This window comes from Chryseobacterium kimseyorum (assembly GCF_025971945.1).
GTDB lineage: Bacteria > Bacteroidota > Bacteroidia > Flavobacteriales > Weeksellaceae > Chryseobacterium > Chryseobacterium kimseyorum.
Genome location: NZ_JAPDHW010000004.1, coordinates 65,485 through 91,270, shown reverse-complemented (window position 1 = coordinate 91,270; position 25,786 = coordinate 65,485). Strand labels below are relative to the sequence as shown.

Annotated in this window: 19 protein-coding genes; all 19 read left to right on the top strand. The window is 37.2% G+C overall.

What is annotated here, in order from left to right:
* Positions 1 to 61: 61 nt before the first annotated feature.
* The 19 genes from OMO38_RS07040 to pheA all read left to right on the top strand — a co-directional run bounded on the left by OMO38_RS07040 (position 62) and on the right by pheA (position 25,740).
* A complete protein-coding gene (locus OMO38_RS07040; RefSeq protein ID WP_264749499.1) occupies positions 62 to 2,803 on the top strand; it encodes a SusC/RagA family TonB-linked outer membrane protein in 2,742 nt (913 codons plus the stop codon).
* An 11-nt stretch (positions 2,804 to 2,814) separates the two neighbouring features.
* A complete protein-coding gene (locus tag OMO38_RS07035) occupies positions 2,815 to 4,377 on the top strand; it encodes a RagB/SusD family nutrient uptake outer membrane protein (protein WP_264749498.1) in 1,563 nt (520 codons plus the stop codon).
* Between the two features lie 18 nt (positions 4,378 to 4,395).
* Entirely contained in the window at positions 4,396 to 5,511 is a 1,116-nt protein-coding gene (locus tag OMO38_RS07030) for a SusE domain-containing protein (RefSeq protein ID WP_264749497.1), read from the top strand.
* Between the two features lie 77 nt (positions 5,512 to 5,588).
* Positions 5,589 to 7,748 carry a glycoside hydrolase family 97 protein gene (locus OMO38_RS07025; protein ID WP_264749496.1) on the top strand — a complete coding sequence of 720 codons (2,160 nt, stop codon included), beginning with the start codon at positions 5,589 to 5,591 and terminating at the stop codon, positions 7,746 to 7,748.
* Positions 7,749 to 7,992: 244 nt separating this feature from the next.
* Positions 7,993 to 8,979, top strand: a complete 987-nt coding sequence (locus OMO38_RS07020; RefSeq protein WP_264749700.1) for a bile acid:sodium symporter family protein — start codon at positions 7,993 to 7,995, stop codon at positions 8,977 to 8,979.
* A gap of 9 nt (positions 8,980 to 8,988) precedes the next feature.
* Positions 8,989 to 10,035, top strand: coding sequence for a M14 family metallopeptidase (locus OMO38_RS07015; RefSeq protein WP_264749495.1), 1,047 nt, complete (start codon positions 8,989 to 8,991; stop codon positions 10,033 to 10,035).
* A gap of 6 nt (positions 10,036 to 10,041) precedes the next feature.
* Positions 10,042 to 11,898 carry a glycoside hydrolase family 13 protein gene (locus tag OMO38_RS07010; protein WP_264749494.1) on the top strand — a complete coding sequence of 619 codons (1,857 nt, stop codon included), beginning with the start codon at positions 10,042 to 10,044 and terminating at the stop codon, positions 11,896 to 11,898.
* Between the two features lie 185 nt (positions 11,899 to 12,083).
* Positions 12,084 to 12,596, top strand: coding sequence for a nuclear transport factor 2 family protein (locus tag OMO38_RS07005; RefSeq protein ID WP_264749493.1), 513 nt, complete (start codon positions 12,084 to 12,086; stop codon positions 12,594 to 12,596).
* 36 nt (positions 12,597 to 12,632) lie between these two features.
* Positions 12,633 to 14,015 (top strand): MFS transporter, encoded by a 1,383-nt coding sequence (locus OMO38_RS07000; RefSeq protein WP_264749492.1) that lies wholly within the window; start codon positions 12,633 to 12,635, stop codon positions 14,013 to 14,015.
* A 426-nt stretch (positions 14,016 to 14,441) separates the two neighbouring features.
* On the top strand, positions 14,442 to 15,170 hold the full coding sequence (locus OMO38_RS06995; RefSeq protein ID WP_264749491.1) for a pirin family protein: 729 nt from the start codon (positions 14,442 to 14,444) through the stop codon (positions 15,168 to 15,170).
* A gap of 200 nt (positions 15,171 to 15,370) precedes the next feature.
* Positions 15,371 to 15,922 (top strand): NADPH-dependent FMN reductase, encoded by a 552-nt coding sequence (locus OMO38_RS06990; RefSeq protein ID WP_191735071.1) that lies wholly within the window; start codon positions 15,371 to 15,373, stop codon positions 15,920 to 15,922.
* A 266-nt stretch (positions 15,923 to 16,188) separates the two neighbouring features.
* On the top strand, positions 16,189 to 17,181 hold the full coding sequence (gene purM, locus OMO38_RS06985; RefSeq protein ID WP_264749490.1) for a phosphoribosylformylglycinamidine cyclo-ligase: 993 nt from the start codon (positions 16,189 to 16,191) through the stop codon (positions 17,179 to 17,181).
* Between the two features lie 81 nt (positions 17,182 to 17,262).
* Positions 17,263 to 17,832: a phosphoribosylglycinamide formyltransferase gene (gene purN, locus OMO38_RS06980; protein ID WP_264749489.1), complete on the top strand. Its 570-nt coding sequence runs from the start codon at positions 17,263 to 17,265 to the stop codon at positions 17,830 to 17,832.
* Between the two features lie 307 nt (positions 17,833 to 18,139).
* Positions 18,140 to 19,654, top strand: a complete 1,515-nt coding sequence (purH, locus tag OMO38_RS06975) for a bifunctional phosphoribosylaminoimidazolecarboxamide formyltransferase/IMP cyclohydrolase (RefSeq protein ID WP_264749488.1) — start codon at positions 18,140 to 18,142, stop codon at positions 19,652 to 19,654.
* 128 nt (positions 19,655 to 19,782) lie between these two features.
* Positions 19,783 to 21,021, top strand: coding sequence for a phosphoribosylamine--glycine ligase (gene purD / locus OMO38_RS06970; RefSeq protein WP_264749487.1), 1,239 nt, complete (start codon positions 19,783 to 19,785; stop codon positions 21,019 to 21,021).
* 233 nt (positions 21,022 to 21,254) lie between these two features.
* On the top strand, positions 21,255 to 22,784 hold the full coding sequence (guaA, locus tag OMO38_RS06965; RefSeq protein WP_264749486.1) for a glutamine-hydrolyzing GMP synthase: 1,530 nt from the start codon (positions 21,255 to 21,257) through the stop codon (positions 22,782 to 22,784).
* Positions 22,785 to 23,352: 568 nt separating this feature from the next.
* Entirely contained in the window at positions 23,353 to 24,156 is an 804-nt protein-coding gene (locus OMO38_RS06960; protein WP_264749485.1) for a hypothetical protein, read from the top strand.
* Positions 24,157 to 24,198: 42 nt separating this feature from the next.
* On the top strand, positions 24,199 to 24,834 hold the full coding sequence (locus tag OMO38_RS06955) for an ABC transporter ATP-binding protein (protein WP_264749484.1): 636 nt from the start codon (positions 24,199 to 24,201) through the stop codon (positions 24,832 to 24,834).
* 69 nt (positions 24,835 to 24,903) lie between these two features.
* Positions 24,904 to 25,740 carry a prephenate dehydratase gene (gene pheA / locus OMO38_RS06950; RefSeq protein WP_264749483.1) on the top strand — a complete coding sequence of 279 codons (837 nt, stop codon included), beginning with the start codon at positions 24,904 to 24,906 and terminating at the stop codon, positions 25,738 to 25,740.
* Positions 25,741 to 25,786: the final 46 nt, after the last annotated feature.

Here is a 25,786-nt window from a genome sequence, read left to right as displayed (position 1 = left end):
ATTGCAAGACTGCTACGGCAGCACTTTTTAAACAAAAGAAAACTATATAAAAATAATATTTGTGAAAAATTTTACAACAGTATTAAAAATTGCACCTGCATTTTTACTGGCTAGTTCCATGATGCATGCGCAGACCCAAGATTCTACAACTAAGGAGAAGAAAATCGAGGAAGTTGTATTGATTGGATACGGAAAGCAGAAGAAAGAAGATCTTACAGGATCAATATCTTCAATTACATCTAAAGATTTCAACGGTGGTGCAGTATCTGCAGATCAGCTGATACAGGGAAAAGCTCCCGGTGTAACTGTGACAGGTAATGGTGGTGCACCTGGTGTTGGCTCAACAATTAGAATTAGAGGTGGGGCATCATTAACTGCTTCAAACGATCCGCTTATCGTAATTGATGGAATTCCGATGGACTTTGGTGGTGTATCTGGTGCTTCAAATGCTTTGGCATTGATCAACCCAAATGATATCGAGTCTTTTGATGTTCTGAAGGACGCTTCGGCTGCTGCAATTTATGGTAACAGAGCTTCAAATGGGGTTATTTTAATCACCACAAAAAAAGGATCTGCAGGTAAACTGAAAGTGAATTTTTCAACTTTGGCATCCGTATCGACGAAAATGGGGATTCAGGATGTACTGACTGGTGATGAATTCAGAAAATATGTAACAGAAAATGCCTCTCAGCAGAAGTATATTGACATGTTGGGAACAGCAAATACAAACTGGCAGGACTTAATCTATCAGCAGGCATGGGGTACCGACAACAATGTCGCAATCTCTGGTGGTATAAAAAAACTTCCGTACAGATTATCATTGGGATACAATGAGCAAAATGGTATTGTTAGAACCAACGAATTCAGAAGAACATCGGTTGGGATTAACCTTACACCAAAACTTTTTGACAATCATCTAAGCATTAATGCAAACATCAAGGGATCGATGACGGAAAACCGTTTTCCTGCAAATGTAATTGGTGCTGCTCAGCAGATGGATCCTACACAATCTGTATATGATAATTCTGCTCAGGGTGCTCAGGTTGGTAATTATTACGAATGGTTTTTGAATAACAGTTTAAATGTAAACGGAACGTCAAACCCATTGGCATCTTTGGAGGCGAGAAGAGACGTTTCAACTGTGTTCAGAGGAATTGGAGGTCTACAGTTAGATTACAAATTTCATTTTTTACCTGATCTTCACTGGAATATTAACGTAGGATATGACTATCAGAAAGGAACTGGAGCTGTCACCGAGTATGCGGGATACAGAGCTACATTCTTTAATTTAGGTACAAGAAGAGATTATACTCAGGAAAAATCAAACAAATTATTAGAGACGTATTTGAACTACGTTAAAAATATAGATTTCGTTAATACTAAAGTAGATTTACTTGCGGGTTACTCTTATCAGAAATTTAATGATAAAGTGCCTGGTGCAATGACTTTTAATGGTGATCCTTCTTATAATGCAGTTTCACCACCAAGAGATTATGAGGGTAATCTTGTTTTATTAGGTTTCTATGGAAGAGGTATTTTTACAATTGCAGATAAATATATCCTGACAGGATCTGTACGTAGAGATGCAACTTCAAGATTCTACAACGGTGTGGACTTGAAAAATAACTGGGGAACATTTGCTGCTGTTTCAGGAGCTTGGAAAATCAAGAATGAAAACTTCCTGAAAGATTCAAATGTTTTTTCAGATTTAAAACTGAGAGCTGGATGGGGTGAAACAGGGCAACAGGAAGTAGGTGGTTATTATAATTCATTTGCATCTTACAATATTTCAGATGCTACTGCACAGTATGGTTTTGGAGATCAGTTTTTCTACATGTACAGACCAACACAGTATAACCCAAATTTAACTTGGGAGACTACGGAAACAGTAAATGCAGGTTTAGATTTTGGTTTTCTGAATAACAGAATTACAGGATCTTTCGACTGGTTTAAGAAAAATACAAGAGATTTGTTGGCTAGAGTACAGGTTCCTGCAGGTGAATTCAGTAACACCAACATTAAAAATGTCGGTACTATGGAAACTGATGGTCTTGAATTCTTAATTAATGTAAATCCTGTGAAAACAGAGAATTTCAATTGGGACTTTAGCTTCAATGTTGCACATTACAATCCGGTAATTACCAGTTTTAAAGATGTTGCTCCTGATTATCTGATTCAGCAGGGTGGGATTTCTGGTGGAATAGGAAATAACGTTCAGGCTCATGTTGTTGGAAACACACCATTCAGTTTTTGGTTGTTCCAGCAGGTGTATGATGATAATGGTAAGCCGTTGGAAGGTGTGTATGTTGACCGAAATAATGACGGAAAGATTGATATTGGAGACAGATACTTATATAAATCTACTACACCAGATGCAACATTTGGATTTTCAACAAAGTTAAGATACAAAAACTGGGATTTCTCTACAAGTTTGAGAGCAGTAATTGGAAATTATGTGTATAATAATTTTGCATCACAGTCTAATGTTCAAAGTATTCAAACAAATGATTACCTTCAGAATATTTCAACAACCGCTCTTAACTATGGTTTTGCTACTCCTCAGTTTTGGAGCGACGCGTTTGTAGAAAACGCTTCATTCTTGAGAATGGATAACCTGACGATAGGACATAATTTTACAAACATCTTTAACAAAGGAACAAGTTTGAGAATTTACGGGATGGCACAGAACGTTTTTGTGATTACAAAATATTCAGGTGTAGATCCTGAAATCTTCGGAAATATTGATAATGGATTTTACCAGAGACCAAAAGTATACTCATTAGGTCTAAACTTTCAATTTTAATAAGCAAAAAAATGAAAAATATTAAAATAAAAAATATATCTCTTGCTGTTGCAATGTTGGGTTTAAGCCTTACAGCAAATTCTTGTACAGATGATTTAAGACAAGAGCCGATTACAGAAATTACTGCCGCTAGTCTTTATAAAGATTTTGGCAACTATAAAAACCTTGTGGCAAAACTCTATGGTGGCTTGGCAGTCGGCGGACAGTCAGGAGGTGACGGTAATGGTGATATTGCTGACATTGATGGAGGATTCTCTAATTACATGAGACTTCTTTACATCATGAATGTTATCACAACTGACGAAGCAGTGATCGGATGGAATGACGGAACACTTCCTGAATTTCATAAAATGACATGGACTCCTGCCAATGAATTCAACAATGCAATGTACTACAGACTGTATACCGAGATTGCATTCTGTAATGAATTTATTAAAAATACAACTGATGAAATGCTGGGGCAGAACGGCATTTCAGGAGCAAACCTGGACGAGGCAAAGGCGATGAGAGCAGAGGCACGATTCTTAAGAGCTCAGGCATATTATCATCTTTTAGATATGTATGGTAATGTTCCTATGGTAGATGAGACAACGTTTGGAACTTTACCAAAGCAGATAAACAGATCTGCGTTATTTACTTTCGTTGAATCTGAACTTAAATTAGCAGAATCAGATTTAAAGGCGCCTAGATCAAATGAATATGGTCGCGCTGACAAAGCTGCTGCCTGGTCACTTTTAGCGAGATTATATCTGAATGCTAAAGTATACAACAATACAGAAAGATATTCAGACGTTATCGAAAACTGTAATAAAGTGATCGCTGCCGGATATTCTATTAATCCTTCATACGAAAAACTTTTCCTTGCTGACAACCATATTAGCAACCCTGAAAACATATTCTCAGTGGTTTATGATGGTCAGTATACACAAACAAATGGTGGTACTACCTTCTTAGTTCATGCATCGATTGGCGGTTCAATGGTTCCTGCTGCCTTTGGTGTTAATGGTGGCTGGGGTGGTATCAGAACTACCAAGGCTTTTGTTCAGAAATTTCAGGCAAATGATTTAAGAGGTCGTTTCCATACAGCAGGTCAGACTTTAGAAATCAATGATTTGGCAAACTTTAATGATGGTTATGCTTTTATCAAATATAAAAATATAAAAAGCAATGGTCAAGCTGGAATACATGATAACTGGGTTGAGACCGATCTTCCTGTTTATCGACTTGCAGATGTTTACCTGATGTATGCTGAAGCAGTATTAAGAGGCGGTGGAGGAAACTCAGGTACAGCCTTAGGATATGTAAATGCTTTACGTACTAGAGCAAACGCTTCAACGGTAAGTTCGATTGATCTTAATTTTATTCTTGACGAAAGATCAAGAGAATTATCTTGGGAGATGACAAGAAGATCTGACTTGATCAGATTTGGTAAATTTACTACTTCAGCATATTTATGGCCTTGGAAAGGAAACGTAAAAGATGGTGTAGCTGTAGCAGATTACAGAAATATTTTCCCGATACCGAATAACGACCTTGTAGTTAATTATAATTTAGTTCAGAATCCTGGTTATTAATAATTAAAATCTTAAACAATGAAAAATATATATAAAATATTTGCAGTTTTTGCAGTTTTGTTTTTGTTGTCTGCCTGTGAAAAAGATGAAGATCAGGTTGTGGTTGGCGAGCTTACTGCAAGTTCATTAAAAGCAGATAAAAATGCGGTAGTCTTGAGTGAATTGGTTGCAGAAACTGCGGCAGTGAATTTTACTTGGCAAAAACCGACATTTAATGCAGCGGTCATTCCTACACAGCAGATTGAATTTGCTAAAAAAGACAATAATTTTCTAAATTCTACAGTAATTGGTTATGGAAGTGACGTAAGTACTGCTTCGGTTACCCATGCACAGCTGAATATCATAATGTCTGATCTGGGAGCTGTTCCTGATGTTGTAAGTCAGATAGAAGCTAGACTTGTTACTGTTTTAGGACAGAAAAAAGTGTATTCTTCTCCAGTAACAATTTCAGTTACTCCTTACACACCAAATCCGGACAATGCATATCCGAAAATCAATGTTCCAGGAGCGTTTGGTGCAACTTCTGGCTATGCGGGATGGACTCCATCAAATACTGCAAATCTTTATTCTCCGGAAAAAGATAACAAGTATAGAGGTTTTATTTATGTTTCTAGCGTTGCGGGTGATGACGGGAAATATAAGTTTGCTATAAATCAGGATTGGCCTGGAAATAAAGGTGATGATGGAACGCTTACAGGAAAACTTGCTCTTGATGGTTCTGATATCAAAGCTACAGTAGCTGGAACCAGATATATTAAAGTTGACTGGACGGCAAATACTTACTCATCAGTTCTTGCCAATTTCGGTGTAATTGGTGATGCCACTCCTGCTGGTTGGGGCTCTGATACCGATTTGGTTTACAGTTCTGCCTCAAGAACTTACGTAATCAATTCAATTGCTCTTACTGCCGGAGGCGTATTTAAGTTCAGAGCAAATGATGACTGGGCAATGAAGATTCAACCTTCTGCAGCTGATCAAACTTTAGCTTCAGGTACAGGAGTACAGACTTTCTTGAATACAGAAGGAACTGTACAGGGAGATCCTGGTTATAAAGTTTCCGTTTCAGGAAATTATAAGATCGAGCTTGATCTACATAACTCAGCTAATTACAAGCTGACTGTTACAAAATTGTAAAATCTACAGAATTAATACAGCAAACTGTTGCTTCCCGGCAACAGTTTTTTTATTTTTAAAGCGTATAAATAATCATTATGAAGAAAATCAAAATTGGAGTAGCGCTGCTCTCCATGATGTTTGCAGGAGTGAATGCACAAACTCTGAAATCTCCGGATGGAAAATTTGAAATGAATTTTCAGCTGAAAGGCGGAGTTCCTTTTTACAACCTAAAATATGAAGGTAAAACGGTACTTGAAGATTCAAAATTAGGGTTAAGATTATTTAAAGACACTTCTATAAAATTTGCTTCGGAAATTGCAAAACCGGAAGATGCTAAAAATGACCTGAACAACGGCTTTACAAAAACGGACGAAAAAAGAGACTCCAAAAATGAAACATGGCAACCTGTTCTTGGAGAGAAAAAAAACTATATCAACCACTACAACGAGTTTGCAGTTACACTGAACCAAACTTCAACAGACAGAAATATCATTATCAAATTCCGTCTGTTCAATGACGGTTTGGGTTTCAGATATGAATTTCCTCAGCAGAAAAATCTGAACTATTTCGTGATTCGTGAAGAAGATTCAGAATTTGACTTTCCTTCGGACATGAAAGCCTGGTGGATGGTGGCAGACTACGATTCTCAGGAATATCAGTATCAGGAAACAAAAGTATCCGAGATTCCGACTAAATGGGCGAAAGCTGCTGATGCCAACGCTTCACAGACTTTGATCAAAAATGCGGTTCAGTCTCCTCTGATGCTGAAAGTAGAGGGCAAAACACCTTTGTACATCAACGTTGCTGAAGCAGCAGTGTTGGATTATCCGGCATCTCATCTTGAAGTTGATGCTGCGAATTTCAAACTGAAAACGCATCTTACAGCAGACAGACAGGGAGCAAAAGGATACATGCAGACATCTGCAACCACGCCTTGGAGAACAGTTATCGTTTCGCCAAAAGCTGAGGTGGTAATGGATTCCAAAATGCTATTCAACCTGAATGAGCCGACGAAATATACAGATACTTCTTACATCCACCCGACAAAATACATGGGTGTTTGGTGGGAAATGATCATCGGAAAATCTCAGTGGGCATACGGTCAGCCGGAATCAAATGTTCATTTGGACAAGACAGATTTCACAAAATTAACGCCGAACGGTAATCACGGTGCCAACAATACAAAAGTAAAAGAATACATCGATTTCGCAGCAGAAAACGGTTTCGAAGCGCTTTTAATTGAAGGCTGGAACATCGGTTGGGAGGACTGGTTTGGCCGTTCAAAAGAATATGTTTTTGATTTCCAGACGCCGTATCCTGATTTTGACATCAAAATGCTGAACGATTATGCTCATGCAAAAGGCATCAAACTGATCATGCACCATGAAACTTCCGGTTCGGCAACCAACTACGAAAGATTCGCTGACAAAGCATTCCAGCTGATGAACAAGTATGGCTACGATGCTGTGAAAACAGGTTATGTAGGCGATGTTATTCCACGTGGCGAGCACCATTATTCACAGTGGATGATCAACCATTATTACAGAATTGTAGAAAAGGCAAATGAGTACAAAGTAATGGTTAACTCTCATGAATCTGTGCGTCCTACAGGGGAAAGCCGTACGTATCCAAACTATATTTCTGCAGAAGCAGCGAGAGGTGGCGAGTACGATGCTTTCGGTGGTAACAATCCGGATCACCACACGATTCTTCCGTTCACAAGATGGATGGGTGGATCAATGGACTACACACCCGGGATTTTCCAGACCAAACTGGATTACTATTTCCCTGGCGACAAACGTTATGTGAAAACCACTTTGGCAAAACAGTTAGCATTGTACGTTACGATGTACATGCCGCTTCAGATGGCTGCCGATCTTCCTGAAAACTACAAAAAACACATGGATGCCTTCCAGTTTATCAAAGACGTAGCCGCAGACTGGGATGATACCAAAATTTTATCAGCTGAACCTGGAGAGTTTGTTCACACGGCAAGAAAAGCCAAAGGAACAGACAACTGGTTTGTAGGTGGAATTACAGACGAAAAAGCTATGGATTACACAGTAGATTTTTCTTTCTTAGACAAAGGAAAAAAATATGAAGCGACCATCTATCAGGATGGAAAAGATGCCGATTATATTGATAATCCTCAGTCTTATCATATTTACAAAAAGACCATTACAAGCAAAACAAAATTGCCTGTACACCTCGTGAGAAGTGGTGGTTACGCCATTTCTATCAAACCGGTGAAATAAAAATTGCGGGATAGCTTCTGATTTTTTTTAGGAGCTTAATCCCGCTTTCCGCTATATCTTTTTTGTCATTGCGAACAGAGTAAATCAACAGTTGAACTTTTTCGCAATCGCAATAACAAAAAAGGATGCCGCTGCAATCGGGGCTAGGGGAGAACGCATATTTACAGACTTTGCCGGAGGTAGAAATTCTCCGGCAAAGTTTTTTTTTGTAAATTTAAGGTTTAAAAATATCTCAATGAAGTTGATGGCTACACTCTTCAGCAAACAGAATATTTTTCTGATCCTGCTGATTATAATGGTCTTAATGGCGAAAATTATCCCTTTTCACGAATCTTACAATCAGTATTTCAATCTCTCAGCCTTTATAGATTGGGGAATTGCAGGGATTTTCCTTCTCTACGGTTTAAAACTGAATTTAAAAGAAGTCGTAAAAGACATCACCAACTGGAAACTGCACCTGCTCATTCAGTCTGCTACTTTTCTTATTTTTCCGTTTCTGGTCTTTATTTTTTATCCGTTCATCAAAGATTCGGAATATTTCAACATCTGGCTCTCCATATTTTTTCTGGCAAGTCTTCCGTCCACCGTTTCATCGTCCGTTGTGATGGTTTCGATTGCCAAAGGAAACGTGACTTCAGCGATTTTCAACGCTTCGGTTTCAGGAATTATCGGAATTGTGATGACACCGCTTCTGATGAGCTTTTTTATGACATCAGAAACTTCTGCAGGAGCCAACGGTGAAATTCTTCAGCAACTTTTGATAAAGGTTTTACTGCCGATTATTTTAGGAATTATTTTTAATCCTCTACTGAAAAAATTCGTCACAAAATATTCAAACATCATCAATGAATTCGACAGATTGATTATTCTGCTTATTGTTTACGAAAGTTTTTCCACAGCTTTCGTACAGCACGTTTTCTCATCAGTTCCTTCATTTGTATTTTTAGTTTTGACTTTCAGTGTAATTTTTCTCTTCTTCGCAGTCTACCATATCACCAGGTTTTTAGCCGAAAAAATGAAATTTAAAACTCAGGATGTGATCACCGCAACTTTCTGTGGTTCAAAAAAATCTCTTGTGCATGGAAGTCTTTTTGTTCTCGTTTTGGGAATTGCTGATGATCAGAAAGTTCTGTTTTTACTGCCTGTTATGATTTACCACAGTTTTCAGCTGTTTTATGTAAGTTGGCTCGCGAACAGAATTGCAAAACGCCAGACGGTCAATGTAAATTAAAAGATGCAGATGAAAAACATTCTGAAAACTGCAGTTTTTGCATTACTTTTTTGCGGAATTTTACCAAAGGCTCAAATCAGAAAAATACTTTCTGAAAATAGGTCATTCAGAAAAGATACTGTCGTTTCCATCGGAACAGATATACGGAAAACATACATTCCTGTTACAGTCATTAAAGGAAAAAATGAAGGTCCGGTTTTCACAATTATTGCCGGAATTCACGGTTACGAATATCCACCCATCATCGCCGTTCAGGAATTATTAAATGAAATTAAACCTGAAAACATCAACGGAGCTTTAATTATCGTTCCGGTTGCCAGTATAGAATCTTTTCAGAAAAGAACGCCATTTGTAAATCCTCTCGACGGCAAAAATTTAAACAATGCTTTTCTGGGCTCTAAAGACGGAACTCCAACCGATAAGATAGCCGATTTTATTACCAGAGAAATCATTTCAAACTCAGATATTTTTCTTGATATTCATGGAGGAGATGCCAATGAAGATTTGCTGCCTTTTGTCTGTTATTACGACAGAAAAGATAAAGAGAACAAGACAGATTTAGCATTAAATTTATCCAAAGCTTCCGGAATAAAAAACATCGTGTCATATCCTTACAGTTTAAAACCTTCAGACCAATCGAAATATGCTTTTAAAGAAGCAACGCAGCAGGGAATTACAGCTTTAAGCATTGAAGCCGGAAAATTGGGAACGGTGCAGAGAGAAAATGTTGATCTGATTAAAAATGCAGTATTCAGTATGTTGAAATTTTCAGGAAATTACACAGGCAGAATTTCGGTTGAAAAAAGTTCTGGACCTCAGAGATTCTTCAGTAATCAGGACTACATTCGGGTTCCGGAAAACGGAATTTTTTACAGTATGTTAAAAAGCGGAGATGAGGTCAGAAAAAACCAAATTTTGGGCTATATTACAGACGAATTCGGAAAAAGAAAAAAAGATATTATTTCACAGTCAGACGGTATCATTTTGTACAAAATTGGAACACCACCAGTAAACATAAATGAAACACTGTTTTGTATTGGAATCATTCAAAAATAATCTATTATGAAAAAATTATATGCAATTGCAGCATTATCAGCAGCTGCTCTGGCTTATTCGCAAAAACCTTTAGACAAAGTAGAACCCGCATTTTGGTGGAAGGGAATGAAAAATCATGAAGTTCAGCTCCTTATTTATGGGAAAGACATTGCCAAAAACGAGATCGAAATTTCAGACGGAATTAAAGCAAAAGACATTCAGAAAGTCGAAAATCCAAATTATGTTTTTGTGACTTTAAATACAAATGAAATCAATGTTTCGAAATTTAAAATCAACGTTAAAAACGGAAAGAAAAACGTCGGCTCATACACCTATGAACTTAAAGAAAGAAATCCTAATTCTGCCAACAGAAATTCATACACCTCGAAAGATCTGATGTATCTCATCATGCCCGACCGTTTTGCAAATGGTGATGAAAAAAATGACTCTCAGCCCAACCTTACCGAAAAAGCCAACAGAAGTCTTCCAAATGGCCGTCACGGTGGAGATCTCCGTGGAATCATCAACAATCTTGACTATCTTCAAAACCTAGGAGCGACTGCAATCTGGCTGACTCCCGTCAATGAAGACAACGAAAAAGGATATTCTTATCACGGTTATGCGCAGACAGACCTTTACAAAATCGACGGACGGTACGGAACCAACGAAGAGTACAGAGAGCTTTCACAAAAACTCAACAAAAGAAACATGATGCTGGTGATGGATTATGTGACCAATCACTGGGGAATTTCGCACTGGCTCATCAAAGATCTGCCCACAAGAGACTGGATCCACTGGTTTGATGATGGTGATAAAGGCTTCAAACGTTCCAATTACAAAATCACGTCTCAGTTTGACCCAAATGCTTCCGATGCAGACAGAAAAATAGCGCTGGATGGTTGGTTTGATACATCGATGCCCGATATTAATCAAAGCAATCCTTTGGTTTTAAAATACTTAACCCAAAATGCAATCTGGTGGATTGAATATGCTGAATTGGGTGGTTTCCGTGTCGATACTTATCCGTACAATGATAAGGAAGCAATGGCGAAATGGGCAAAGGCAATTACCGACGAATATCCGAAATTCAATATTGTAGGAGAAACATGGTTGAGCTCTGCCGGACATATTTCTGCGTGGCAGAAGGATTCTAAAACTGGAGAAGCGGCCAATTACAATTCAAATTTACCATCGGTAATGGATTTTCCGCTGTACGATGAACTTCCGAAAGCCATTAAAGAAAAAGAAGGCTGGAATAACGGAATGAACCGACTTTACAACAGTTTCACGAATGATTTCCTGTATCCGGACATCAACAATCTTCTCGTCTTCTTTGAAAATCACGACACCGAGAGATGGAATGAAATGTTTAATAATGACCCGAAAGCATACAAATTGGCAATGACAATCATCTCAACCGTCCGAGGAATTCCACAGATCTATTACGGAACCGAAATCGGAATGCGTGGAGATAAAAATAAAGGCGGTGACGCAGACATCAGAAGAGATTTTCCGGGTGGCTGGAAAGCAGATACGCAAAGTGCTTTCAGTACGGCTTCGCAAACTGCACAGCAGAAGGAGTTTCATGGTTTTACCCAGAAATTATTAAACTGGAGGAAAGGCAAAGACGTGATCCATACCGGAAAAACTAAAAATTTCGTTCCTCAGAATAATGTTTTTGTGTACTTTAGATACAACGAAAAAGAAACGGTGATGGTGGTAGTGAATGCCAATGAAAAAGATGAAGTTGTAGACTTAAAAAGATTTTCAGAAGCTATAAAATCTTCAGTTAAAGGCAAAGATGTGATCTCAGATAAAGAAATTTCACTCCAGAATACTTTAACTGTTCCTGCTAAAACTTCGATGGTTATTGAATTAAAGTAGACACGAATTTCACAAATATTTGCACGAATTACACAAATCATTGATGTGTTCACTGAAAAACATTAATGAAATCTGTGTTTAAGATGAGAAGTATAAAATACCGATTAAACAATTCTTCGAATTCCATTAGTGTTATTAGTGAAAAGATTAGTGTCATTTGTGTTTAAGAAAAAATAAAATTTAAAATGAAAAAAACAACATTAATATTTACAGTTTTCCTGTTGATCCTGAGTTTCACAACCATCCAGGCACAGGCGAAATTTGATAAAGATAAAAAAGAAATCGCTACCATGCTCGATGCATTTAACGCTGCAGCAGCACAAGCGGATTTCAAAACTTACTTCGGTTTTTTCGCAGAAGAATCTACCTTTATTGGAACCGATGCCACTGAAGTTTGGGATAAAAAACAATTTATGGTTTGGGCAAAACCGTACTTCGACAAAAAATCAACATGGAATTTTAAATCCTTAAAAAGAAATGTTTATTTCGCAAAAGACGGGAAACTGGCGTGGTTCGACGAATTGTTGGATACCCAAATGAAACTCTGCCGTGGCTCCGGAGTACTGGAAAAGATCAATGGACAGTGGAAAGTGAAACAGTATGTTTTATCAGTAACGGTTCCGAATGAGGTTGTAGATAAAATTGTGGAGATCAAAACTCCAATTGAGGATGCTATGATTCAGAAATTAAAAAACTAAAGTGTAAATCTTTTATCACTTATCAATAATAAATTTATGACAAAAAAGATAAAACCGAATCTCTCCATGGCTCAAATCATCAACATGAGCATGGGATTTTTGGGAATTCAGATGGCTTTTGGTTTACAAAATGGTAACGCCAGCCGGATTTTAGGAAATTTTGGTGCTGACGTTCATCAGCTGTCGTGGTTTTGGCTGGTTGCTCCCGTAACAGGTCTCATCGTTCAGCCTATCATCGGTCACATGGGCGACAATACGTGGAGTCCGCTGGGACGTAGAAAACCTTATTTTCTAATTGGTGCAATTTTATGTGCCATCGGTTTGGTTTTACTTCCCAACGCAGCTTCAGCAACACAGATGATGGCCGCCAATGTTTTACTTTTGGCAGTTATTTTCTTAGCAATGATGGACGCTTCGATCAATATTGCCATGGAACCCTTCCGTGCGCTGGTAGGAGATATGCTTCCAAAACATCAGGGAACTTTGGGATTTTCAGTGCAGACAATTCTGATTGGGATTGGTGCCGTGATCGGATCTTATCTGCCGGATTGGCTGACCAAATTAGGTGTTTCGAATGTAGCTAAAGAAGGTTTCGTGGCCGATAATGTGATCTACGCATTCTACTGTGGTGCGGGAATTCTTTTACTGACCATTATTTACACGATAGTTACAACAAAAGAATATTCGCCAAAAGAATTTGCTGAATTTGAAGGAGGCAAAGAAGTAGTTGAACAGCCGTCAAAACTATCAGATATTTTCAGTGATTTTGCGAAAATTCCGACCTTAATGAAAAAGTTGGGGATTGTTCAGTTTTTCTCTTGGTTTGCACTGTTTACCATGTGGGTTTTCACCACAAGTGCTTTAGCCACGCATCATTTCGGATTGTCTCCCGAAGACACGCATTCTGTTGAATTCAACAAAGCCGGTGATCTTACAGGTAAATTATTTGGTATGTACAATCTCTGGGCAATTCCGTTTGCATTTCTGTTGACGCCGATTGCAAAATGGATCGGTAAAAAACAAACTCATGCATTAGCGTTATTATGTGGAGGTATAGGATTAATTTCAATGTATTTCATTAAAGATACTTCACTGCTCTGGATTTCGATGATCGGACTTGGTTTTGCGTGGGCAAGTATTTTGGCAATGCCTTACGCGATGCTGATAGACGCAATTCCGCAGAGAAAAATGGGTGTTTTTATGGGAATTTTCAATTTCTTCATCGTAATTCCACAAATCATCAACGGTGTCTTTGGTGGCCCGATTGTAAAAGGTGCCTTTGGAAATTACGCGATGGGCTATGTTGTCGTTGGCGGAATCTGTATGCTTCTCGGCGCAGTCTTAACAATGATTTTCATTAAATCGGATGATGCAAATCCTCAGGAAATCGAAGAGGAAATTCAGCAGGTACACTTTTGAATTTGAGATTTGAGATTTGAGATTCGCATTCAGGAACAGGATTTAATATTTAAAATTCAATATTCAATATTCAATATTCAATATTCAAGATTCAAGATTTAAAATTTTATATTTAATATTTAAGATTGAGAAATTTGGATTTAGAATTTGATTTAAATAAAAAACTTTAGATAAAATATCAACAGGAGCGGACTTTAGTCCGCTTTTTTATTTCAAACCTGACATTGGCTTTAGCCAAGATCTCTTATTCACAAAATAATTCCGGCTCTGAAAAATTCACTTCAAAGAAAACTGACCATTCACCATTCACATAAAAATCACTTCTTACCTTACATCAACATTCGCGAATAAATTTTTATCGAATTTTGCTTTAATAAATTTAAACATCATCATTACTTATTAATCATTACTAATTACATATAAATTATGAAAACAGTATATCACAAAGCAGATTCCAGAGGTCACGCAGATCACGGTTGGTTAAATTCTTTTCACACTTTCAGTTTTGCGGGCTATCAAAACAGAGAAAGATCCAATTTCGGAGTGTTGAGAGTTTTAAATGACGACACCGTTTCTCAGGGAATGGGTTTCGGAACGCACCCTCACAAAAACATGGAGATTATTTCAATTCCGTTGGAAGGAAATCTGGAGCATAAAGATTCGATGGGAACAACTGCGGTAATCAGAAAAGGAGAAATTCAGGTAATGAGCGCCGGAACCGGTGTAATGCACAGCGAATACAATCAGAATAAAGATGAAGCCGTAAAATTCCTGCAAATCTGGGTTTTCCCAAGAGAAGAAAATGTAGAACCGAGATACGACCAGAAAAGCATAAAAGACGGAGAAAAAATCAATGGTTTCCAGCAGATTTTATCTCCGAACAAAAATGATGACGGCGTTTGGATTCATCAGGATGCCTGGTTCAATTTAGCCAATTTCACCAAAGGAAACGGTAAAAACTACACCATCAACAAAAAAGGAAACGGCGTTTATGCATTTGTTTTAAAAGGCAGCGCAAAAGTAGGAGACAGAATCTTAAGCGAAAAAGACGGTTTGGGAATCTGGGATACTCAAAGTTTTAACATTGAAGCGGTAGAAGACACCGAAATTCTTTTGATGGAAGTTCCAATGGATTTACCGGCATATTTAAAATAAAAAGTATTTTTGCAACATCAAAATTTAAAGGCTTTTGATAATAAATATTCTAATGTAATTTTCAAAGCAATCAAACCACGAAGTGGTTAAATGTGAATAGCCGTGGGTGAAACCTATGGATACATAACAACCAAAATCAACGAACCACGGAGTGGTTCAATTAAATATCACGCAAACCTTCAATAATATAATTTAAATAAATGAAAATCCTAGCCATCGCAGGAAGCAATTCCGACACATCAATCAACAGACAACTCGTAACCTACGCTACCACTTTATTCGAAAGCGCAGAAATCGAAATCGTAGACATGAACGATTTTGAAATGCCCATCTACAAACACCAGAGAGAAGTAGAAAGCGGAGTTCCACAGCAGGCGCTTGATCTTGCTTCAAAAATTGACAGCGCAGATCTGCTTTTGGTTTCACTATCTGAGCACAACGGAACCTATTCGACGGCCTTCAAAAACGTGTTCGACTGGACGTCAAGAATAAAACAGAGAGCGGTATGGAACGAAAAACCAATGTTGCTGATGGCGACAGCTCCTGGTGGAAGAGGTGGTTTAGGCGTTTTGGAGGCTGCTGAAAAGCGTTTTCCTTTACACGGCGGAAATATCGTTGATACTTTTACGCTGCCTTTCTTTAATGATAATTTCGATAAAGAAGCTCAGAAAATTTCTAATGAAGAAAAAGACAGTGAGTTACGTGAGAAAGTAAGTAAGATTTCTGCAGTTGAAACAATCTTAGAAAAATAGCATTTGAATATTAACTTAAAATTAATATCTTTGCAAAAAGAAAAAGTAATGAAAATTCAGACCACTTTCAAAGAATGTTTCTCCAAAAAAGGGAATGTTGTGGACTCTGAAATTCTGAGATAATATAACGGCCGATAATCTACCAAGATTGTCGGCTTTTTTGTTTTCGAAATTTGAATTAATATAATAAAAATTAATACGTCCCACTTTAGCATAAACGATTCATTTGTTAGATTGTTAAATTGATACACTGTTACATTAAAAATATGAGCAACACTTACAAATCTGCAGGAGTAGACAAAGAAGAAGGTTACAAAACCGTTGATAAGATCAAAAAGGCGGTGGGCGAAACTCACAATTCCAATGTATTGAACCATTTGGGAAGCTTCGGTGCTTTCTACGAAATCGGTGGTTACAAAAACCCTGTTTTGGTTTCAGGAACAGATGGAGTAGGAACGAAACTTAAAGTTGCTTTAGACTCAAAAAGATACGATTCTATCGGCATAGACTGTTTCGCAATGTGTGCTAATGATATCCTGTGTCACGGTGCAAAACCATTATTTTTCCTTGATTATTTAGCTTGCGGTAAACTGGATTCAGAAATCGCTGCGGAGATTGTTTTAGGAATGGTGAAAGCCTGTAAAGACAACAACTGCGCATTAATTGGTGGTGAAACTGCCGAAATGCCGGGAATGTATCAGCCGGGAGATTACGATGTTGCAGGTTTCTGCGTAGGAATCGTAGAAAAAGACCAGATCATTGACGGTTCAAAAATCAAAACGGGAGATAAAATTATTGCTTTACCAAGTTCAGGTTTCCACTCAAACGGATTCTCGCTGGTAAGAAAAATATTCCCGAATTTCGAAGAAGAATTTGAAGGAAAACCTTTGTACGAAACGCTTTTGGTTCCTACAAGATTATATTATAAAGACATTCACAAGGTGATTGAAGAGGTTGAAGTTTCAGGAATTGCCCACATCACAGGAGGCGGTTTATACGAAAACATTCCAAGAATCATCGGTGACGGATTATGCGCTACAATCGATGCTTCAAAAATTCAGATTCCAACGGTAATGTTAGAACTTGAAAAAAGAGGAAATATCGCCCGCGAAGAAATGTTCGGAACCTTCAACATGGGTGTCGGAATGATCGTTGTCGTAGATCCTGATCACGCTGAAAAAGTGCTTCACCTTTTAGATGACGCTTACGAGATCGGAGAAATCACGGAAGGAGCAGAAAAGATCAATCTTTCATTTTAATGTACCAATTTAACAATGTAACAGTTTACCAATTTTATAATATTGTTACATTGCTAGACTGATACATTGCTACATTAATTTATGAAAAACTTAGTTATACTCGTTTCAGGTTCCGGAACCAATCTTCAGAGAATTATCGATACCATCGGCAGCGGAGAAATCCAGAATGCAGAAGTATCTTTAGTTGTTGCCGACAGAGAATGTTACGGACTCGAAAGAGCAAAAAACCACAACATAGAAACCGCACTGATGCCGAGAGGGAAAAACTTCAGCAGCGAATTGGGTAAAATCATCCCGGAAAATACAGATTTAATCGTATTGGCAGGATTTTTATCCATCCTCAAACCTGAGTTTGTGGAAAACTGGGCAGGAAAAATCATCAACATTCACCCAGCCTTACTTCCAAAATACGGCGGAAAAGGAATGTGGGGGCATCATGTTCACAACGCTGTCATTGAAGCTAAAGAAAAAGAAAGCGGAGCAACCGTTCATTTTGTAACCGTAGGAATTGACGAAGGAGAAGCAATTCTTCAGAAATCATTCGAAGTCACAGAAAACGACACTCCCGAAACATTAGCAGAAAAAGTTCATAAAATTGAATATGAAATTTTTCCTGTAGCTATCAATAAATTACTCAATGTACCAATCTAATAATCTAATAATTTACCAATTAAAGGTATTGTTACACTGTTAAACTGATACATTGTTATATTAAATAATAAAGACACACTTAGATAAACAAAAATTATTTCAAAATAATCTAAGTAAAAGTAAGACCGGAGGTGAAAGAACCGGTCTACAGTTTGAAATAACTGTAAAAAGTAAAGTTGAAAAGTCCCAACGGGACGGCTTACCAAAAAATAGAGTGAAATCCTGTTATTTGGTGGGTGAAAAAGTAAAATGAAGGAAAAACCGCAATTGAAACTGCGGTTTCGACTTCGAAAAAAATGAAAAATCTATGAGCAAGAGAGTTTTGATCAGTGTTTCTGACAAAAGCGGATTAACTGAATTCGCACAGTTTTTAGAATCTCAAAATTATGAATTGATCTCTACCGGAGGTACATTCAAACATTTGAAAGACGCTGGTTTAAATCCGATTCAAATCGATGAGGTAACCGATTTTCCTGAAATGTTAGACGGAAGAGTGAAAACTTTACACCCTAAAGTTCACGGTGGTTTATTGGCTGTCCGTTCAAACGAAGAGCACATGAAAACCGTTCAGGAGCACAATATCGGTTTGATCGACATGGTGATTGTGAATTTGTATCCGTTTTTTGAAAATGTAAACAAAGACATTTCATTACACGAAAAAGTAGAATTTATCGACATCGGAGGTCCTTCAATGCTTCGTTCTGCTGCAAAAAATTTCGATTCTGTAACGGTTATTACTGACGTTGAAGATTACGAAAAAGTAAAAATCGAAATGGAACAAAACGGTGACACTTTCATCGAAACCCGTAAAAAATTAGCCGGAAAAGTATTTAACCTGACTTCAGCTTACGATGCGGCCATCTCAAGAATGCTTTTAGAAGAAGATTACCCGACTTATTTAAGCGCTTCATACAAGAAAGTTTCAGACTTAAGATACGGAGAGAACCCACACCAGACTGCAGCGTACTACGTTTCGACATTTGAAAACGGTGCGATGAAAGATTTCGAACAGTTGGGAGGTAAAGAATTGTCATTCAACAACCTTCGTGATATGGATCTTTGCTGGAAAGTGGTAACAGAATTTAAAGAAGAAATGGCATGTTGTGCTGTAAAACATTCTACACCTTGTGGAGTGGCGATCGGAACTTCAGCTTTAGAAACATACAAAAAGACTTTCGAATGTGATCCTGTTTCAATCTTCGGTGGAATCGTTGCTGCCAACTTTAAAATTGATGCTGCAACAGCTGAAGAATTAAACAAAACATTCCTTGAAATCGTAATGGCTCCTGATTTTGACGAGTATGCTCTGGAAATTTTAAGAAAAAAGAAAAATTTAAGAATTATAAAAATCGTTAACCCGGTTTCAGACAAACAGACCTGGGTAAAAGTGGACGGTGGAATTTTAGTGCAGGATAACGACAGTATTTTTTCAGATGATATTAAAGTGGTTACTGAAACTCAACCAACCGAAGAGCAGAAAAAAGCTTTATTATTCTCTCAGAGAGTGGTAAAATACGTAAAATCAAACGCCATCGTTGTTTCAAACGGAATCCAGGCTTTCGGAATCGGAGGCGGACAGGTGAACAGAATCTGGGCAACGCAACAGGCTATTGAAAGAGCAAAAGAAAAATTCACTGGAGATTTGGTTTTGGCTTCTGACGCATTTTTCCCTTTCCGTGATGTAGTAGATTTCTGCGCTCAGGAAGGTATTACAGCCATTATCCAACCTGGAGGTAGCGTAAAAGATCAGGAAAGTATCGACGCTGCCAACGAGCACAAAATCCCAATGATGTTCACAGGCGTAAGGCATTTCTTTCATTAAATTTTTTAGCATAAATACAATTGCCGGAGGTCGCAAGCCAAAAGCGTACAGCAGAAAATTACATTTTCTAATTGTATTTATAGCATTCAAAATTATATATTTGTAAACTAGACTAGAAATAATAAAGTATGAGAATATTAATCATAGGTGAAGGTGGAAGAGAGTCTGCACTGGCAGCGAAACTTCAAAAGGACAACAGAGTTACTAAAATGTTTTTTGCTAACGGTAACGCATCAACAGATGCAATCGGGCAGAATGTTCATATGTCAGATATCAAAGAATTGAGAGATTTTGCGATTAAAGAAAAAGTAGATTTGACGATTGTAGGTCCTGAAGCTCCTTTGGTTGCTGGTTTAAAAGACGAGTTTAAGAAACATGATCTTAAAGTTTTCGGTCCAAACCAGAAGGTGGCAAGTCTTGAAGGGAGTAAGGCTTTCTCTAAGAAGTTTATGCAGACCTATGATATCAAAACAGCAAAAGCTGTGGTTTTTGATTCATATAATGAAGCTAAAGAATACGTACAGACTCAGGAATATCCTTTGGTTATCAAAGCAAGTGGATTAGCTGGTGGAAAAGGTGTTGTGATTTGCGATACGCTTGAAGAAGCTGAAGCGACCATTCACGACTTTATGATCAGAAGAATTTACGGTGATGCGGGTATCCGTTTGGTTATCGAAGAATATTTACAAGGTTTTGAGGCTTCAATTATTGCATTCTCAAATGGTGAAAAAATATTCCCGTGTATCGCTGCAAAAGATTATAAAAAAGCCGGAAACGGTGATAAAGGTCCAAACACTGGTGGAATGGGTTCTGTAGCGCCTAGTCCGGAATTTACAGCAGAGCATACTGCAGATTTTGAAAAAAATATCTTAGAGCCAACGTTGACAGGTCTTAAAGCGGAGGGTTTCAGTTTCAAAGGAATCATTTTCTTCGGATTGATGGTAACTAAAAACGGAACGTATCTTTTAGAATACAACATGAGATTCGGAGATCCTGAAACTCAGGTTCTGATGGCCTTAATGGAAAATAATCTGTTAGACGTAATCAACGACTGTATGAATGGTAAAGAGCTTGATCTTAAATTCAAAGACGAAAAAGCTGTATGTCTGGTAATGTGTTCAGGTGGTTACCCAGGAAACATCGAAACCGGTTTTGAAATTACAGGAATAGAAAAAGCAAAACACAGCCAGGTATTGTGTGCAGGAGCTGTTAAAAAAGGTGATAAAATAGTTTCTAATGGAGGTAGAGTAATGAATGTAGTTGCTACAGGAGCTACTTACGACGAAGCCAGAAAGAAAGTTTATGAAGACGCACTTCACGTTCACTTCGATTACAGTTTCTACAGAGAAGACATCGGTAAATTTTAAAATAATGCCCTGAATTTTCGGGGCTTTTTTTATTAGAAGCCGGGAACCTGCTGTCCACTATATCTTTTTTGTCATTGCGAACTACGCAAAGTAATCTGTTAAACTACTTTACAATCGCAATAACAAAAAAGGATGCCGCTACCATCAGGGCTAGGTTTTTTGTCCTTTTAAAAAATTAGGTAAATCAATATATTTGTTTTATCATTTATAAATTATCAATCAGCAATTATAAAATGAACAACGGTATTATCATATTAGATTTCGGATCTCAGTACAACCAGCTTATCGGAAGAAGAATCCGTGAGATGGGCGTGTACTCCGAAATTTTACCATTCAATACACCTTTAGCAACAATTTTAGAAAAACAGCCAAAAGGAATCATCCTTTCAGGTGGCCCAAGTTCTGTAAACGCAGAAAACGCACATTTGGTTGAAAAAGAATTGTACGAACAGGGAGTTCCCGTTTTGGGAATCTGCTACGGAATGCAGTTGACCGCACACCTTTTAGGCGGAAAAGTACACAAAGGTGTAAAAGGCGAGTACGGAAAAGCACATTTAGAAATAGTTAAAGAGTCTTCTTTATTAAAAGGTGTAACCGACAATTCCATCGTTTGGATGAGTCATTTTGACGAAGTTGGACAGTTGCCTGCTGGTTTTGAATTAAATGCAAAATCAGGGGTAATCGCTTCAATATCGAATGAAGACAAAAAAATCTACTGCGTACAGTTTCACCCGGAAGTTTCTCACACAGAAGAAGGTGGAAAGATGTTGGAGAACTTTGTTTTTGCCATCTGTGATTCAGAAAAAAACTGGAAACTGACCAATTATATCGACAAAACAGTTGAAGAAATCAAAGAAAGAGTAGGAGACAATAAGGTAATCTTAGGTCTTTCAGGAGGTGTAGATTCATCTGTTGCAGCTGTATTAATTCACAAAGCAATCGGCGATCAGCTAACCTGTATTTTTGTAGACACAGGTTTGTTGAGAAAAGATGAAGACGTAAAGGTAATGCAGAATTACGGTGAACATTTCCACATGAACATCAAACTGGTTGACGCTAAAGAAAGATTCCTTTCAAAATTAGCAGGCGTTGACGACCCGGAAACCAAAAGAAAGATCATCGGAAACGAATTTATCCATGTTTTCGACGAAGAATCCCATAAAATTGAAGGTGCAAAATTCTTAGCGCAGGGAACCATTTATCCTGACGTGATCGAAAGTCAGTCAGTAAACGGCCCTTCGGCAGTAATCAAATCTCACCACAACGTGGGAGGCCTTCCCGAAGAAATGGAGTTCGAATTGCTTGAGCCATTAAGAGAACTGTTCAAAGACGAAGTAAGAAAAGTCGGAGAAGAATTGGGAATCCCTCATCATTTGGTACACAGACATCCTTTCCCTGGTCCAGGATTGGGAATCAGAATTCTGGGTGCTGTAGATGCTGAAAAAGTGAAAATCCTTCAGGAAGCAGATGATATTTTCATAGAAGAATTATACAAAAACGATTTATATGAGAAAGTTTCTCAGGCATTCGTAGTTCTTCTTCCAGTCAAGTCTGTCGGAGTAATGGGTGACGAGAGAACGTATGAATATACCGCAGTGGTTCGTTCAGCCAACACCATCGACTTTATGACCGCAACGTGGAGCAGACTTCCTTATGAGTTTTTGGATACTGTTTCAAGCAGAATTATCAATGAAGTAAGAGGAATCAACAGAGTAGCGTACGATATTTCAAGCAAACCACCTGCAACAATTGAGTGGGAGTAATCTTGATTTAAATTAAATAACAACCAGCTTTTCGAGGCTGGTTTTTTTGTCGCCTAAAATTTATGAATGAAAAGAATAATTACTGAGATGTTCAACAGAATTAAAATACAATATAAAAGTTTAAAAATTTTATTTTCACCTGTTAATAAGTAATTTAGAAAAAGTAATGGTCCAAATACGCTGAAGATTAAACTTCTTACTTGATTGTTGGTAAAAGGTGAGTGAGAAAACAGATTGATATTATGTGTGAGATTAGTCGTTGTATCAGGAAAAAATAATCTTAAAATAAAAATAATAAGTATTGTGATAATATGAGTCAATCTCAAATATTTCATCTTTTAGTTTTGCACAAAAATAGAAATTCTTAAATATAAAACTGCGTAATTTTTATCTAATTTTTACCAGTGATCAATAAAATCACCATTCCGGGATTATAAAACTTTTTTCATCTAAGATTTTTCATATATTTGAAAACTCAGAAAGATGAAGAGCACAAAATCCTTTTTAATAACTGGCGTTGAGAAAGTTTTATACCCATTTTAAATTCCGATTCAATCAAAGTTTGCGGTTGTTCAATTTAAATCCAAAAATAAGCCTTCCTGCATTTTTAATTTTCGGGTGCTTGATGGTGGTAGAATTCCCTCAACCCATTATGTATCCTGCAGTGTTTTTTCTTTTAATATTTATTTTTCACATCAACAGAAAAGATATTTTATTTCTTCAGAAAATTTTTATTAGCAATTGGAGGTTGATTATTTTCCTTGAGTCTGCAATAATCTACAGCATATTTGTGATGGCAAATATCAATTACAAAATTGATCAGTTTGCAGTTCTGTTTTTTGCTGCGTTAATTTCCTTTGCTTTTTTCTATCCAAAAAAACAAATACACTTCGTGCTTCAATGGAATTTCATTCCAACGTATCTTTTTGAATGGAAAAGCTATCTGAGAAAAAATACTATTTTAGTGATCTTAGGATATTTAATTCTTGTAATTTCATCTTATAATCCTGCTAGTTTAATTTTATGTGGAATTTTTACGTTTGATTTCATAGGTGCTATTTTTGAGCCCAACGAAAGCAAAGAAATGCTGGAAATGTATTTTAGAAAGTATGATTTTACATTTAAGCTCAAAAAGAATGTAGCGTTCTTCAACCTGCTTTTGTTGCCCACTTATACTGGTTTCCTGATCTTTAACTATACTGAAAGCTTTTATCTTCTCTATTACATAATATTTATGAATCTGTATTTCCTTTTGATTCTCACCAGAAAGTATAAGATTTACAGCTTTAAAGAAAGAGGAAACTACTACGGAATGATCGTCTTTTTAGAATATTTTTCTGTAGCATACTGGTTATTCCTGCAATTTTTATGATCAAACAAAATATCAGAGAGGCAAAACAAAACATCAGAATTTATGTTGGAAATTAGAGACTTGTCAGTCAGTTTTAAAGATAAAACTGTACTGCGAAGTGTGAATCTGACGATTGAAGAAGGTTCCGTCATCGGTCTCCTGGGCAAAAACGGAGCGGGGAAGACAACCTTATTTGAATCCTTATTTCAGAATCAGAAATATAGTGGAGAAATTCTTTGGCATAAAGAAAAACTCCAAAGGAAGAGCATTTCTTATTTAGAAACTGAAAACTATTTTTATCCTTATATCACAGGAAAAGAGTATTTAGAATATTTTTCGCAACACAAAGAAAATTCTTTGAATGAGCTTACCGAAAAGTTTAGGTTGCCGCTCAATAAATTTGTTCAGGATTATTCCAGCGGCATGAAAAAGAAAATTGCACTGATGGGAATGCTGATGCTGGATAAACCGATCAACATTCTCGACGAACCTTTTAACGGGGTAGACTTTGAAGGCGTTCATATTTTATACGAAATCATCCGTGAGCTGAAAGATAAAAACAAAATTGTAGTGATCAGTTCACACATTATCGAAACTTTGTTTCATACCTGCGACAAAATTGCAATTTTGGAAGATGGAATCATCAGCAACATCTTTGACCGCTCAGATTTTGATCAATTAAGTAATTTTAAATTTTAAAAACACATTCATTACCTTCATACAGTTTCAATGGAAGAACTTTTGTGATTAATTTTCTACATTTGTTCAATGAAGATAGCATTCCTTGGCCCGCACGCCAGTTTTACGCAGTTGGCAGCCACACAGATTTTTGCAGATGAAGAATTAGTTCCGCAGTCGAGCATTTTAGACTGTTTCAATGCCGTAAAAAATAATGAGGTTGATAAAGCTGTCGTTCCTTTAGAAAATTCTATCGAAGGTACGGTTTCTATGACGCTCGATTACCTCTACGATTTTGATGTGTTTATAGAAACTGAACTCGTAATGCCGATTGCACATCATCTGATGATTCACCCCGACAACGAAACTTTCGAAAGAGTCATTTCACATCCTCAGGCTTTAGCACAGACTTTTCATTTTAGATATGATCATTTTAAAGATATTTCATCGCAGGATTACAGTTCAACTGCTGCTGCGGCAAAGCTAGTTTCAGACAATCCAAACGAAAAATGGGCTGCGGTCGCTAACCGGTATTCTGCAAAATTGTATGGTTTAAAAATTATTCATGAGAATATTCAGGACTTTGAACAGAATCATACGAAGTTTATTGTCATTTCAAAAAAGAAAAAAAGCTTAAGACTTAATCTCCCGAAGACATCTGAGAAAACATCTCTAATCATTACCCTTCCCGAAGATCACGCCGGAGGTCTTCATCAGGTACTGTCAGTATTTGCATGGCGAAAAATGAATCTCTCTAAAATTGAAAGCCGAACCCTGAAAACGGGCTTGGGAAATTACTTTTTCTTCATTAATGTAGCCAGCGAGTGGCACAATGTTCTGTCTCAAAATGCCATTGACGAGATTATTTCTTTAGGGTCAAATGTGAAATTTTTAGGACATTATGATGAATACGTCTTTAATGAATAAATTCTGCTAAAAATTGTGTCCTTGTGTGCAATTCTTTGTATTTTTA

Excerpts from the sequence above, each read along its gene's own strand:
- OMO38_RS07035 (WP_264749498.1), top strand. The coding sequence starts at position 2,815 with ATGAAAAATATTAAAATAAAAAATATATCTCTTGCTGTTGCAATGTTG.
- OMO38_RS07030 (WP_264749497.1), top strand. The coding sequence starts at position 4,396 with ATGAAAAATATATATAAAATATTTGCAGTTTTTGCAGTTTTGTTTTTG.
- OMO38_RS07025 (WP_264749496.1), top strand. The coding sequence starts at position 5,589 with ATGAAGAAAATCAAAATTGGAGTAGCGCTGCTCTCCATGATGTTTGCA.
- OMO38_RS07020 (WP_264749700.1), top strand. The coding sequence starts at position 7,993 with ATGGCTACACTCTTCAGCAAACAGAATATTTTTCTGATCCTGCTGATT.
- OMO38_RS07015 (WP_264749495.1), top strand. The coding sequence starts at position 8,989 with ATGAAAAACATTCTGAAAACTGCAGTTTTTGCATTACTTTTTTGCGGA.
- OMO38_RS07010 (WP_264749494.1), top strand. The coding sequence starts at position 10,042 with ATGAAAAAATTATATGCAATTGCAGCATTATCAGCAGCTGCTCTGGCT.
- OMO38_RS07005 (WP_264749493.1), top strand. The coding sequence starts at position 12,084 with ATGAAAAAAACAACATTAATATTTACAGTTTTCCTGTTGATCCTGAGT.
- OMO38_RS07000 (WP_264749492.1), top strand. The coding sequence starts at position 12,633 with ATGACAAAAAAGATAAAACCGAATCTCTCCATGGCTCAAATCATCAAC.
- OMO38_RS06995 (WP_264749491.1), top strand. The coding sequence starts at position 14,442 with ATGAAAACAGTATATCACAAAGCAGATTCCAGAGGTCACGCAGATCAC.
- OMO38_RS06990 (WP_191735071.1), top strand. The coding sequence starts at position 15,371 with ATGAAAATCCTAGCCATCGCAGGAAGCAATTCCGACACATCAATCAAC.
- purM (WP_264749490.1), top strand. The coding sequence starts at position 16,189 with ATGAGCAACACTTACAAATCTGCAGGAGTAGACAAAGAAGAAGGTTAC.
- purN (WP_264749489.1), top strand. The coding sequence starts at position 17,263 with ATGAAAAACTTAGTTATACTCGTTTCAGGTTCCGGAACCAATCTTCAG.
- purH (WP_264749488.1), top strand. The coding sequence starts at position 18,140 with ATGAGCAAGAGAGTTTTGATCAGTGTTTCTGACAAAAGCGGATTAACT.
- purD (WP_264749487.1), top strand. The coding sequence starts at position 19,783 with ATGAGAATATTAATCATAGGTGAAGGTGGAAGAGAGTCTGCACTGGCA.
- guaA (WP_264749486.1), top strand. The coding sequence starts at position 21,255 with ATGAACAACGGTATTATCATATTAGATTTCGGATCTCAGTACAACCAG.
- OMO38_RS06955 (WP_264749484.1), top strand. The coding sequence starts at position 24,199 with ATGTTGGAAATTAGAGACTTGTCAGTCAGTTTTAAAGATAAAACTGTA.
- pheA (WP_264749483.1), top strand. The coding sequence starts at position 24,904 with ATGAAGATAGCATTCCTTGGCCCGCACGCCAGTTTTACGCAGTTGGCA.